The sequence below is a fragment of the Bradyrhizobium sp. Pha-3 genome, from assembly GCF_042258615.1.
In the GTDB taxonomy this organism is placed as follows: domain Bacteria; phylum Pseudomonadota; class Alphaproteobacteria; order Rhizobiales; family Xanthobacteraceae; genus Bradyrhizobium.
The window spans coordinates 6,987,871-7,000,603 of record NZ_CP170152.1; the positions used below are offsets into that span (position 1 = coordinate 6,987,871).

Below are 12,733 nucleotides of genomic sequence, written 5' to 3' on the forward strand. Positions count from 1 at the left end.
CTTTGGTTACGGCTTTGGTGTAATGCTTCCAGTTCTATGGGCATTTGAGGGTGGCCGGCGGCCCGAATTTTTCGGGCGGCATGCACCTCAAATGGTTCGACAAAACTGAACCGGGACGGGTGAAGAGCGACCAAGGTGGTGCATATCACGTGGTCCAATCCGGAGTGAATCTAGGCTTACAACCAGGCAGGGCCTGCCGGGACGGCACCCAGTGTCTGGCATTCGCTGCGCGGTGAGCGCGCCAACCCTTCTCGCGTCGGGCCGTTCGTTCCGACAGGCAAAAATTGGAAATTCGCTGTGACCACATTTAGTAAAACGCCGCTTCTTGACACTATTCACACGCCGGATGACCTGCGCAAGCTGAAGGTCGAGCAGGTGCGGCAGGTTGCCGACGAGCTCCGCCAGGAAACCATCGACGCCGTGTCGGTGACCGGCGGCCATTTCGGCGCCGGCCTCGGCGTGGTCGAACTGACCACCGCCATCCACTACATCTTCGACACCCCGCGCGACCGCCTGATCTGGGACGTCGGCCACCAGGCCTACCCGCACAAGATCCTGACCGGTCGCCGCGACCGCATCCGCACCCTGCGCACCGGCGGCGGCCTCTCCGGCTTCACCAAGCGCACCGAGAGCGACTACGATCCGTTCGGCGCCGCGCACTCCTCGACCTCGATCTCGGCCGGCCTCGGCATGGCCGTGGCGCGCGACCTCTCCGGCGGCAAGAACAACGTTATCTCCGTGATCGGTGACGGCGCGATGTCGGCGGGCATGGCCTATGAGGCCATGAACAACGCCGGCGCGATGAACTCGCGTCTGATCGTGATCCTCAACGACAACGACATGTCGATCGCGCCGCCGGTCGGCGCGATGAGCGCCTACCTGTCCCGCCTCTATTCCGGCAAGACCTACCGTTCGCTGCGCGAGGCGGCCAAGCAGATCAACAAGCGCCTGCCGAAGATCCTCGCCAACCGCGCGAACCGCGTCGAGGAATATTCCCGCGGCTTCATGATGGACGGCGGCACGCTGTTCGAGGAGCTCGGCTTCTATTATGTCGGCCCGATCGACGGCCACAATCTCGACCATCTCCTGCCGGTGCTGAAGAACGTCCGCGACATGGAGACCGGACCGATCCTGGTTCACGTCGTGACCCAGAAAGGCAAGGGCTACGGTCCGGCAGAGGCTTCCGCCGACAAGTACCACGCCGTCGTCAAGTTCGACGTCGCGACCGGCACCCAGGCCAAGGCCAAGCCGAACGCGCCGGCCTACCAGAACGTGTTCGGCCAGAGCCTCGTCAAGGAAGCGCAGAAGGACGACAAGATCGTCGCCATCACCGCGGCGATGCCGTCGGGCACCGGCGTCGACATCTTCAACAAGGCGTTCCCGGACCGCACCTTCGACGTCGGCATCGCCGAGCAGCACGCGGTGACGTTCGCCGCCGGCCTCGCCACCGAAGGCTACAAGCCGTTCTGCGCGATCTATTCGACCTTCCTGCAGCGCGGCTATGACCAGGTGGTCCATGACGTCGCGATCCAGAGCCTTCCGGTCCGCTTCGCGATCGACCGCGCCGGCCTGGTTGGCGCCGACGGCGCGACCCATGCGGGTTCGTTCGACAACGCCTATCTCGGCTGCCTGCCGAACATGGTGATCATGGCCGCCTCCGACGAGGCGGAAATGGTCCACATGGTGGCGACGCAGGTTGCGATCAACGATCGTCCGAGCGCGCTGCGCTATCCGCGCGGCGAAGGCCGCGGCGTCGAAATGCCGGAAGTCGGCGTTCCCCTGCCGGTCGGCAAGGGCCGCATTGTCCGCGAGGGCAAGCAGGTCGCGCTGCTGTCGTTCGGCACCCGCCTCGCCGAGTGCGAGAAGGCCGCCGACGAGCTCGCTGCCCACGGCCTCTCCGCCACGATCGCCGACGCGCGCTTCTTGAAGCCGCTCGACGAGGAGATGATCATGAAGCTCGCCCGCGAGCACGAGATCCTGATCACCATCGAGGAAGGCTCGATCGGCGGCTTCGGCTCGCATGTCATGCAGTTCCTGTCCGACAACGCCATGCTGGACAGCGGCATGCTCAAGTTCCGCTCGATGATCCTGCCCGACGTGTTCCTCGACCACGACTCGCCGGCGGCGATGTATGCCCGCGCTGGTCTCGACGCCAAGAGCATCGTTGCCAAGGTCTTCGAGACCCTCGGCAAGGACTACAAGACCGAGACCGTCAAGCTCGCCTAGAGCCCTTATCCGTTCCGATCGAATCGGAACGGAGTTCTGGATTTTTGTTTTGACGCGTTTTCTTCACGCGAAGCCGGTACCCACTTCGCTTGAAAACGCTCGCATTGCTCGGGCGGCGCCCCAGGTGCCGGCAAGTCCATGAAAATCTATCTGGCAGGTCCTGACGTGTTCCTGCCGGATGCCGTGGAGATCGGCCGCCGCAAGGCGGAGGTGTGCGCCTATCATGGGCTGACCGGGCTCTATCCGCTCGACAACAACATCAATCCCACGACAGCCGGCGCCTCACTCACCATCTTCAAAAGCAACGAGGCGATGATGGAAACGGCCGACGCCGTCATCGCCAATTTGACGCCGTTTCGCGGCCCCAGTGCCGACGCAGGCACCGTCTACGAACTCGGCTACATGGCTGGACGCGGCAAGCTGTGCCTCGCCTATTCGAACGATCCCACGTCCTACGCCAATCGCGTGGCGCGGCTGCAGCAGGTTGTGCCGGCATCCGACGGACGCCTGATCGACGCGGAGGGGCTGACGGTGGAAGAGTTTGGCTTGCCGGACAATCTGATGATGATGCATGCGCTCGATCTGCACGGCAGTCCGCTGGTGACGCCGAGGGAGCCTGCGGCCGATCTCTGGCACGACCTCACCTCCTTCGAGACCTGCGTGCGGCTCGCCGCCGCGCAGCGCCGGCAGGCCGCCAAATGACCAAGCACGTGACCAAGGCAGGCGACAACGACAACGGCGCATCGGCCGGCAAGCGCATCGACGTGCTGCTGGTCGAGCGCGGCCTGTTCGAAAGCCGGGCCCGGGCGCGCGCCGCAATCGACGCCGGCCTCGTCACCGCCGACGGCAAGCCAATTGCAAAAGCATCCGAACTCGTCGCGCCCGGCGCCGAACTCACGGCCGAGCCGGCGCATCCCTATGTTTCGCGCGGCGGCGTCAAGCTCGCCGGCGCGCTCGAACACTATCCGGTCGACGTCGAGGGCCATGTCTGCCTCGATGTCGGCGCCTCGACCGGCGGCTTCACCGAAGTGCTGCTCGCCAATGGCGCGAGCCTCGTGTTCGCCATCGATGTCGGTCACGGCCAGCTGCATCCCTCGCTGCAGGGGCATCCGAAGATCGTCTCCATGGAAGAGACCGACATCAGGAATTTCGAGGGCAAACGCCTGCCGGCGCGGCCCGATATCGTCGTGATCGACGTCAGCTTCATCTCGCTGAAGCTGGTGCTGCCGGTGGCGCTGTCGCTGGCGGCGGCGCCGATGCATCTGTTGGCGCTGATCAAGCCGCAGTTCGAGGCGGCGCGCAAACACGCCAAGCGCGGCGTCATCCGCAACGCGATGGTGCACCAGGAGATCTGCGACGATATCGCCGCCTTTGCGGCCTCGCTCGGCTGCACCGATATTCAGGTGTTCCCGTCATCGATCACGGGCGGCGACGGCAATATCGAATTCTTCCTCGGCGCGCGCCGTGGCTGAACTTCTCACCATCGACCATGTCGGCCATCGCGGCGACGGCGTCGCGATCGACGGCGCGCAGTCGATCTTCGTGCCCACCACGCTGGCCGGCGAAACGGTCGAGGTCGAAGACGTCCCGGGCAATCATCCCGACCGGCGGCGTCTGGTGCGGGTGATGCAGGAAAGCCCCGAGCGGATCGCGCCGTTCTGCCCGCATTTCGGCGTCTGCGGCGGTTGCGCGATCCAGCACTGGAATGACGCGCCCTACCATGCCTGGAAACGCAACATCGTGATCGAGACGCTGGCGCAGGCAAGGATCGCCGCCGAAGTCGCGCCGCTGCTCGACGCCCATGGCGCGGGCCGCCGCCGCATCACGCTGCACGGACGCATGGGGACCCATGAGGTGCTCAAGGTCGGCTTCGCCGCGGCCGGTTCGCACGACATCATCCCGGTCGACCGCTGTCCAATCCTCGATCCGGCGCTCGACGGCGCGCTCGAGGCGGCCTGGGCCACAGCCGAGCCGCTGATCTCGATCGGCAAGCCGCTCGACATCCAGGTGACCGCGACCCTCAATGGTCTCGACATCGACGTGCGCGGCTCCGGCGCGCTGCCGACCAGCCTGATCACCACTCTGTCGCGGGTCGCGGAGAAACACCGGCTGGCGCGGCTGACCCGGCATGGCGAGCTGGTGCTGCAGCGCGGCTCTCCCGAGGTTGCGATCGGAAAGGTGAAGGTCGTGCTGCCGCCGGGCTCGTTCCTGCAGGCGACCGTCAAGGGCGAGGAGACCCTTGCCGCGCTGGTTCGCGAGCATTGCGGGCGCGCCAAGCACATCGCCGATCTGTTTTGCGGCGTCGGCCCGTTTGCGCTCCGCCTCGCCGAGAAGGCGCGGGTCACGGCCTTCGACAGCGACGCCGGCGCGATCACGGCACTGCAAAAGGCTGCGCAATCGACGCCGGGGCTGAAGCCGCTCAAGGCCGAAGTGCGAGACCTGTTCCGCCGCCCGCTGATGCCGCAGGAATTGCGCGACTACGACGCCGTCGTGTTCGATCCGCCCCGACAAGGCGCGCAGGCGCTGGTTACCCAGCTTGCGGCGAGCAAGGTGCCGGCGATCGTCGCGGTGTCCTGCAACGCCGCGACGTTTGCGCGCGATGCAAAAATCCTGATCGACGGCGGCTACAAGATATCAGCCGTCACCCCGGTCGATCAGTTCCGCCACACGGCGCATGTCGAGCTGGTGGCGCGCTTCGCACGCTGAAACATCGCGGCGACTATCGCAGCAGGCGGCGGTCTCGCTATAATCCGGGTCGCATGTCCCATGATCCGCTGCTCGCGCGCATCATTCCCGTCCTTGCCGGCGTGCCGGGCGTCGCCGCCATCGTGCTCGGCGGCTCGCGGGCGCGCGGCACGGCGCATGGGGCCTCCGACACCGATCTCGGCCTCTACTACCGGGACAGCGCCGCGCTGGATATCGATCGACTGCGAGCGGCGGCGACGGAACTGGTCGACGATCCCACAGCCGACCATGTGACGCCGGTCGGCGAATGGGGTCCGTGGATCGTCGGCGGGGCCTGGCTTGCGATCGGCGGCCACAAGGTCGACCTGCTCTACCGCAGCATCGACCAGGTCGCTGATGTCATCGACGCTTGCCGCAACGGCGAGATCAGCATGCACTACCAGCCGGGTCATCCGCACGGCTTCTGCTCGGCGATCTGGATGGGCGAGGTGGCGCTGTGCCGGGTCCTGCATGATCCCGATCGCCTCGTCGCGGCATTGAAGGCGAGGACTGCGCCCTACCCGCCCGCCCTGCGCGATGCGCTGGTGCGGCGCTTTCAATGGGAGATCCTGTTCGCGATCGAGAATGCCGAGCTTGCGCTGCCGCGCGGCGACAGCACGCATTTCGCCGGCTGCGCCTATCGCGCTCTGGCGTGTGTCGCGCAGGTGCTGTTTGCACTGAACGGACAGTATTTGATCAACGAAAAGGGCGCGCTGGCGCAGGCGGCAAATTTTCGGGTGACAATTCGTGGCCTCGCCGGGCGCGTTGCCGAGGTGTGGCGGCAGATCGGAGCCGGGCAGCATGCGGCCGCTTTGCAGACGCTCCGCGAAGTCGAGAGCGACATTCGAGCGGTTTGTACGGTCGGTTAGCGAACAACCGTAGGACGGGTAGTGCGCGATCGCTACCGCCCCCAGCGATCCTGCCAGATCTTCTCGCCGATCGTGCAACTGACCCGCGGCTCCTTGTCGGCGGTCCGCACGATCGGGCGCTCGGGGGTGCGGCCGGCGACCTCGAGCAGCAGCTTGGTGCGGATCGCTTCCTTGAACTTCTCGCGATCCTTGATCGACACCACGAACGAGCCGGGCCCGCCGATCACGCAGTCCTCGTAGTAGTAGTCGAGATTTTCGATATCCATCGTCGAGTAGGACGGCTCCTTCACCATGATCGGCAGGCCGTTGATGACGATGCCCTTGTCGAGCGCCGCATCGCGCGCGGGCGTGATCGGCGTGCCGTTGTTGTTGGGACCGTCGCCGGAAATATCGATCACGCGGCGCAGGCCGCGATGCGGATTCTCGTCGAACATCGGGATCGCGAAATAGATCGCGCCCGAGATCGAGGTGCGCGAGGCGCGGCGCACCGGCGTCTTCATGATCTCGGCGGAGACCGCATCGGCGGATTCGGGGCCGTCGATCACCCGCCAGGGAATGATGACCTTCTGGTCGTTGGAGGCGGCCCATTCGAAATAGGTGACCGAGATCTTGCCGTTGGGGCCGGCCTTCAGCGCCTGCAGGAATTCCTTGGAAACGATCGCCTGCGCATAGCCCTCGCGTTGGATCGCAAGCTCGTCCATGTCCATCGAATAGGAGACGTCGACCGCGATGATCAACTCGATGTCGACGCTCGGCGTGGATTCCTTTTCGGCCAGCCGGCCTGTCTGTGTTCCCGGGCCGGGCGCGGCAACACCGGCCACATCGCCGCTGGCCAACATGCCCGCGACAAGCACCGCTCCGATCGAGACATACCAGCGCATTGCGGCCCTCCCGTCGTGTCCTCTCATCGTGACACGCAAATCAGGCGCCGAAAAGCGCAGATATCATCTGTCCTTCACATTCAAGTTAGACGCCTGCAAGTTAGACGCCTGCAAGTTGGACGCTTGCAGGTTGGACATCGCTTGCCGCGAATGCGGCAACACGCGCCGTGCCGTTGCCGCAATGACGCCGTGCAAATCGAACGGTTCCAACATGTGCCGGAAGACGGTATTCTTACGGAGCAATCGCGAGGGAGTGCGATGCCCGATACCGTCGTCAAACCGAAAACCAGCACCAAGACCCAGGTCGAGCGGCCACGCCTGCACAAGGTGATCCTGGTCAACGACGACTACACGCCGCGCGAATTCGTCGTCACCGTGCTGAAGGGTGAATTCCGCATGACCGACGACCAGGCCTACAAGGTGATGCTGACCGCGCATCAGCGCGGCGTCTGCGTGGTCGCGGTCTTCACCAGGGATGTCGCCGAGACCAAGGCGACGCGTGCCACCGACGCCGGCCGCGCCAAGGGCTATCCGCTGCTGTTCACCACCGAGCCGGAGGAGTAGCGCGCCAGCGCCAGATTGCCGCAGGCCTTGCCGCTAATTTTATCGATCGCGGCCACTGCCGCTTTAGGTATCGCATGGCACGAACGCGGCATGACCGTCGCGCTGCGCCACCAACTTTCACTGCGGAAGACTCGCCCGGAAACCTCGTTCGGGCCATTTCGCCCCTTGCCAGCCCTGCCCTGGCTCATCATGGCGACGGCGCTGCGGATCGTCGGTTACGGCAACGTCGGCCTGATGCTGCCCGCGCTGGTGCTGGCCGACGTTTGCGTGCTGCTCGCCTTCTTCGCGACGGCGCGGGACTCGATCCAGGCCGCCGGAGGCCGATCATCGCTCGGCGAATTGACGTTGGCCGAGCAGACCGGACTGTCCCTGTCGATCCTGTGGCGGATCGCACTCGTGATGATCGTGGCGACACTCGGGACCGCCGCGATCGGCTTCACGTCGTTTGCACCGCACCTGATGTGGGGCCTCGACGGCATGGCGTTCGATCAGGGTACCCATCTCGGCCGGTTCTGGAGCGCGGCGATCGCGGCGCTGGTGCTTCTGATCATCGTCAATGCGGAAGGTAATGCCGGTCGCGTTGCGCTGTTTGCCGCTGTCAAGCAGCTTGGGCGGCACGGGCTCTGGCTTGCGGCCGCGGTGCTTGTACTTGGCGCGATCAACGTTGCGCTCGGCTACGGGCAAGAGCTTGTTCGCACTGCCATCTGGCAGTTCTGGCAGACCTCAACGGCGAGCCAGCCCTTCAAGAGCCTGGTCTACGTCATCTTCATTTTCGGCTTCGCGATGCTGCGGCTGTGGATCACATTGTCGGTTCTGACCTTCGGCCTGAAGCAGTCTTACGCGCGCGGCTAGCCACGTTGCGCCGCCGCTAGCCAGCAGCAGCAATCGGCGCCTCGTCGAACAGGCCGTAGACCCGTTCGGCCTTGGCAAATCCCGCGATCGGAAACTCGCCGAGATCGCTCCAGCCGCCGTCGTGAATGCCGGCGAAGCGCTCGGAGGCCACGACGGTACGGCCGAGACGACCGGCGATCTTCTCCAGCCGCGCTGCGAGATTGACCGCCGGACCGATGCAGGTGAAGTCGAGCCGGTTGCCGCCGCCGATATTGCCGTAGAGCACGCGCCCGAGATGCAGCGCGACGCCGAAGCGGAAGCGCTCGACGGCGTCGCCATTGGGGAATTGCAGCGCCTCGACCCCGGCGCGGGATTCGCGCGCGGCCTCCAGCACCCGCGAGCACACCTGCGCCTCGTCGCCGAGATATTCGTCGACCGGGAACACCGCGAGCAGACCGTCGCCCATGAATTTCAGCACCTCGCCGCCATGGTCGCGGATCGCGGTGACCTGGCAATCGAAGTAGAGGTTGAGGATCTCCACGACGGTCTCGGCCGGCAAGCGGTCCGACAGCGCAGTGAAGCCGCGCAGGTCCGACAGCCAGATAGCCGCATCCATGGTGTCGGCGCTACCGCGCCTGATCTGGCCGCCCAGGATGCGCTCACCGGCGCGGTTGCCGACATAGGTGTCGAGCAATAGTGTCGCCGTGCGGCGCAGCGTCACGATCTCGATGTAGCGCGCCAGCGGCACCGTGATCGACCGGATCGCATCGAGCTGCTCGTCGGTGAAGCCGCCCGGCTGCCTGGTGGTCCAGCTCGAGGCATTGGCGAAGCCGTCGGTATAGATCAGCGGCACCGCGATATAGTCGGTGACGCCTTCCGCCTGTAGATCCACGACGATTGGAAAGCGCATGCTGGCGGGGTCGTCGAGCCGCGCACGCACTTCAACCCCCTGTTTGAAGACGATCGACAGCGGGCTGACGGCAAATTCGGGGGCATCCAGAATGTTGTGGTCGACGCTGCCGGTTTCGACTTCGGCGCCCGGCTTCCAGAAGAAATGACGGCCGTAGATCTCGGGATGCAGCGTGCGCACGAAGACGCCGACGCGCCACAGCGGCAGCCCGGCCCGCACCAGGCGTTCGCAGCATTCCGCCATCATCTGCGGCGGGGTCGGCGCCGATCGCGCGCCGCCGATCATCCATTCGATGATGTCCCGAAGCTCCGACGCGTTCATGGCATTCCCCAGGCGAGCACCCGATCCGGTGACCACCAGTATATAGGGGATCAGCGCCCGGTCTGCCCGCGGTCGCGCAGAAAATGGTCGGCCAGCACGCAGGCCATCATGGCCTCCCCCACCGGCACCGCGCGGATGCCGACGCAGGGGTCGTGGCGGCCCTTGGTCAGGATGTCGGTATCGGCGCCCTTGCGGTCCACGGTCCGGCGCGTGGTCAGGATCGAGGAGGTCGGCTTGACCGCAAAGCGCACCACCACCGGCTGGCCGGTCGAGATGCCGCCGAGCACACCGCCGGCATGGTTGGACAGGAAACGCGTTCCGTTGTTGCCGGTCCGCATCTCGTCGGCGTTCTCCTCGCCGGTGAGCTCGGCGGCGCCGAAGCCGGCGCCGATCTCGACGCCCTTGACGGCGTTGATGCTCATCATCGCCGAAGCCAGATCACTATCGAGTTTTGCGTAGATCGGCGCGCCGAGCCCCGCCGGCACGCCCTCGGCGATGACCTCGATGACGGCGCCGATCGAGGAGCCGCTCTTCCTGATGCCGTCGAGATAGCTTTCGAAGAACGCCGCCTTGTCCTTGTCGGGACAGAAGAACGGGTTGTTGGCGATCTCGTCCCAGTCCCACTTCTCGCGGTCGATCTTGTGCGGGCCCATCTGCACCAGCGCGCCGCGCACCTTCACCTCGGGCAGGACTTTGCGCGCGATCGCACCGGCCGCGACGCGGGTCGCGGTCTCGCGCGCGGAGGAACGCCCGCCTCCGCGATAGTCGCGCAGGCCGTATTTCGCCTCATAGGTGAAGTCGGCATGGCCGGGGCGGAACTTGTCCTTGATCTCGGAATAATCCTTCGAGCGCTGGTCGGTGTTCTCGATCAACAGCGCGATCGGCGTGCCGGTCGTGACCTGCACGCCGCTTTCCGGATGCGCCATCACACCGGACAGGATCTTCACCGCGTCCGGCTCCTGGCGCTGGGTGGTGAAGCGCGACTGGCCGGGCCTGCGGCGGTCGAGGTCGTGCTGGATCTCCTCCACCGTCAGAGGGATCATCGGCGGACAGCCGTCCACCACGCAGCCGATCGCGACCCCATGGCTCTCGCCGAAGGTCGTGACGCGGAACATATGGCCGAAAGTATTGAAGGACATGGCGTGTCGTAACGCGCAGGGTCGGCAGCGTCAAACGGGTTTCATGACCCCCAAGGACGTGGCTGACCGGGCGTCCTTAGCTATACTTCTGCAGGCCCGCCGCGCTGAACACGTAGACCGCCCCCTGCTCGATCGTGAGGTCGGCGGCCGAGGCCGGGGTCTCGAAGCCGAGCGCCACCATCAGCGCCCGCGCCGTGCCGCCATGGGCGACGGCGACCGTGTCCGACATCACCGAGCGGTACCACTCGGTCATCCGCGCCTGCACGTCGACATAGCTCTCGCCGCCCTCCGGCGCGACCTGCCACTTCTCGGCGAGGCGGCGGGCATAGACGGCGGGGTCGGCGGCCTGCGCCTGTGCCAGCGTCGAGCCTTCCCACGTCCCGTAGCCGATCTCGCGCAGCCGCGCGTCGAGGGCATAGTCGCCCGGCGGCAGGGCAAGCTCGGTGCGCACCAGCTCCATGGTCGCGCGCGCCCGGAGCAGCGGACTTGCGACGAACGGCAGCGTCGTCTTGTCACGGCCGTCGCGCGCCAGGAGATCGGCGAGGATGCGGCCGGCATGTGCCGCCTGGGCGCGGCCGCGCTCGTTGAGAGCGATATCCTGCACGCCCTGAAGCCGGCCTTCGGCATTCCATGAGGTCTCGCCGTGGCGGATGTAGTAGATCGTTGGCACCGGCATTCACTTCGAACTTTTCCGGCCCGGAGGTACACCAGCAGTTTGGCCGGCGACAAGCCCAAATCGGCCGCAGCCGAGGCGCTATGCGCGCAGGTCGGCACGACCGGAATAGCCACGCCGTTAGGGTGTTATGTTGAGCAAGGCGGCTATCGCCGAGACCATCGAAGACTGGGATGCATGAGCGCGTTTCGTCAAAGTGTCGAAGCCATGATTCCAGCGCTCCGCCGCTATGCGCGCGCGCTGGTGCGTGACTCGGATATCGCCGATGATTTGGTGCAGGACACGCTGGTGCGCGCGCTGCGCTCGGAGCGGCTGTTTCTCGGCGGCGACGTCAGGAGCTGGCTCTACACGATCCTGACCAATCTGAACAAGAACCGAAGGCGCTCGCTGGCGCGGCGGCCGGCCTTCATGCCGCTGCTCGACAACAATGCCGACGCCAGCGGCACCGAGGCCGAGGGACGCGACATCGAGCGCGCGCTGTCGACGCTGGTCGAGGAGCAACGCTCGGTGCTGCTGCTCGTAATGCTGGAGGGCATGAGCTACCGGGAGGTCGCCGACATCCAGGGCGTACCGATCGGCACGGTGATGTCCCGCCTCGCCCGCGCGCGCGCCCATGTGCGGGCCTCGATCGAGGGCCAGCGCCCAACGCTGAGGCGGGTGAAATGATAATGTGCGCGATGACAGGCGTTATGGATGAACGTTTTTCGAACAAGATTTGGCAGAGACGATTGATATGACCGACCCGAACATCCCCGTCACCGAAGACGAGCTGCACGCCTACGTCGACAACGAGCTGCCGGCCGAACGCCGCGGCGATGTCGAGGCGTGGCTTGCTGCGCATCCCGACGATGCGGCGCGGGTGCAGTCATGGCGCGCGATGGCCGAGACGCTGCATGCGCGCTACGACACGGTGCTGGACGAGGCGGTGCCGAAGCGGCTCGAGCTCGAGCGGCTGGTGCGCCAGCCGCGCCGCTGGGTCTATGGCGCGGTGGCGGCGACGCTGATGGCCTTCATCGCCGGCGGCGGCGTCGGCTGGATCGCGCGCGGCGCCTCGGCGACGCCGTCGACCTTCCAGAGCTTCACGCTCGATGCGCTGGATGCGCACCGGCTCTACGTGGTCGAGGTCCGCCATCCGGTCGAGGTGCCCGGCAGCGAGCGCGACCATCTGCAGCAATGGCTGACCAAGCGCTGCGGCTGGGACGTCCGCGCGCCCGACCTCACCGGGCTGAAGCTGGTCGGCGGCCGCCTGCTGCCGGGGCCGAGCGGGCCGGCGTCGTTCCTGATGTATGAGAGCACGTCCGGCGAGCGCTTCACGGTCTACACCGCCAAGGCGAAAACCGAGGCGACCCAGATGCGCTATGCCGTGCAGGGCAGCGACGGCGCGCTGTTCTGGGCCGATCGTGGCGTCGCCTATGTCGTCAGCGGCGGCACCGACCGCACGCGCCTGACCCAGGTCGCGCAGGCCGTCTACGACCAGATGGAGAAGAACGGCGGCTGATCTCCCGTAAATTTACGGGAGACCAGCCGCGGACATTGTGCCGTTTCGAGTAAGTGAATCCAGCCTCACTCAGCGTCCCAATTCCGACATTGAAAAT

Annotated in this window: 13 protein-coding genes; 9 read left to right on the forward strand and 4 right to left on the reverse strand. The window is 65.9% G+C overall.

Translation table 11 applies throughout. The annotated features are described in order from the left end of the window. The first annotated feature begins 297 nt into the window (after positions 1 to 297). The 5 genes from dxs to ACE10Z_RS32825 all read left to right on the forward strand — a co-directional run bounded on the left by dxs (position 298) and on the right by ACE10Z_RS32825 (position 5,819). Positions 298 to 2,226, forward strand: coding sequence for a 1-deoxy-D-xylulose-5-phosphate synthase (gene dxs / locus ACE10Z_RS32805; RefSeq protein ID WP_375784484.1), 1,929 nt, complete (start codon positions 298 to 300; stop codon positions 2,224 to 2,226). A gap of 138 nt (positions 2,227 to 2,364) precedes the next feature. Next, positions 2,365 to 2,928 (forward strand): nucleoside 2-deoxyribosyltransferase, encoded by a 564-nt coding sequence (locus ACE10Z_RS32810; RefSeq protein ID WP_375784485.1) that lies wholly within the window; start codon positions 2,365 to 2,367, stop codon positions 2,926 to 2,928. Beyond that, the gene (locus ACE10Z_RS32815) at positions 2,925 to 3,698 is read left to right on the forward strand and encodes a TlyA family RNA methyltransferase (protein WP_375784486.1); all 774 of its coding nucleotides are present in this window, start codon (positions 2,925 to 2,927) and stop codon (positions 3,696 to 3,698) included. The genes ACE10Z_RS32810 and ACE10Z_RS32815 overlap by 4 nt, the downstream gene beginning before the upstream one ends. After that, positions 3,691 to 4,932: a class I SAM-dependent RNA methyltransferase gene (locus ACE10Z_RS32820; protein WP_375784487.1), complete on the forward strand. Its 1,242-nt coding sequence runs from the start codon at positions 3,691 to 3,693 to the stop codon at positions 4,930 to 4,932. Before ACE10Z_RS32815 ends, ACE10Z_RS32820 begins: the two co-directional genes overlap by 8 nt. Positions 4,933 to 4,985: 53 nt before the next feature. Next, positions 4,986 to 5,819: a nucleotidyltransferase domain-containing protein gene (locus ACE10Z_RS32825; RefSeq protein ID WP_375784488.1), complete on the forward strand. Its 834-nt coding sequence runs from the start codon at positions 4,986 to 4,988 to the stop codon at positions 5,817 to 5,819. A gap of 32 nt (positions 5,820 to 5,851) precedes the next feature. Here the strand turns inward: ACE10Z_RS32825 and ACE10Z_RS32830 are convergent, their stop codons facing one another. Continuing rightward, positions 5,852 to 6,700, reverse strand: coding sequence for a DUF1194 domain-containing protein (locus tag ACE10Z_RS32830; protein ID WP_375784489.1), 849 nt, complete (start codon positions 6,698 to 6,700; stop codon positions 5,852 to 5,854). 258 nt (positions 6,701 to 6,958) lie between these two features. Here ACE10Z_RS32830 and clpS point away from each other — a divergent pair, with 258 nt between their 5' ends. Continuing rightward, a complete protein-coding gene (gene clpS / locus ACE10Z_RS32835; protein WP_375784490.1) occupies positions 6,959 to 7,264 on the forward strand; it encodes an ATP-dependent Clp protease adapter ClpS in 306 nt (101 codons plus the stop codon). Positions 7,265 to 7,354: 90 nt separating this feature from the next. Next, positions 7,355 to 8,116, forward strand: a complete 762-nt coding sequence (locus tag ACE10Z_RS32840) for a hypothetical protein (protein ID WP_375784491.1) — start codon at positions 7,355 to 7,357, stop codon at positions 8,114 to 8,116. A gap of 16 nt (positions 8,117 to 8,132) precedes the next feature. Here ACE10Z_RS32840 and ACE10Z_RS32845 read toward each other — a convergent pair whose 3' ends face one another. The 3 genes from ACE10Z_RS32845 to ACE10Z_RS32855 form a co-directional block, all read right to left on the reverse strand. Next, positions 8,133 to 9,326 carry an adenylate/guanylate cyclase domain-containing protein gene (locus ACE10Z_RS32845; protein WP_375784492.1) on the reverse strand — a complete coding sequence of 398 codons (1,194 nt, stop codon included), beginning with the start codon at positions 9,324 to 9,326 and terminating at the stop codon, positions 8,133 to 8,135. Positions 9,327 to 9,376: 50 nt separating this feature from the next. After that, positions 9,377 to 10,465, reverse strand: coding sequence for a chorismate synthase (aroC, locus tag ACE10Z_RS32850; RefSeq protein WP_375784493.1), 1,089 nt, complete (start codon positions 10,463 to 10,465; stop codon positions 9,377 to 9,379). A 76-nt stretch (positions 10,466 to 10,541) separates the two neighbouring features. After that, on the reverse strand, positions 10,542 to 11,141 hold the full coding sequence (locus ACE10Z_RS32855; RefSeq protein ID WP_375784494.1) for a histidine phosphatase family protein: 600 nt from the start codon (positions 11,139 to 11,141) through the stop codon (positions 10,542 to 10,544). Positions 11,142 to 11,315: 174 nt separating this feature from the next. Here ACE10Z_RS32855 and ACE10Z_RS32860 point away from each other — a divergent pair, with 174 nt between their 5' ends. Beyond that, a complete protein-coding gene (locus ACE10Z_RS32860; RefSeq protein ID WP_375784495.1) occupies positions 11,316 to 11,804 on the forward strand; it encodes a sigma-70 family RNA polymerase sigma factor in 489 nt (162 codons plus the stop codon). A 67-nt stretch (positions 11,805 to 11,871) separates the two neighbouring features. Next, positions 11,872 to 12,636 carry an anti-sigma factor family protein gene (locus ACE10Z_RS32865; protein ID WP_375784496.1) on the forward strand — a complete coding sequence of 255 codons (765 nt, stop codon included), beginning with the start codon at positions 11,872 to 11,874 and terminating at the stop codon, positions 12,634 to 12,636. The last annotated feature ends 97 nt before the right edge of the window (positions 12,637 to 12,733 follow it).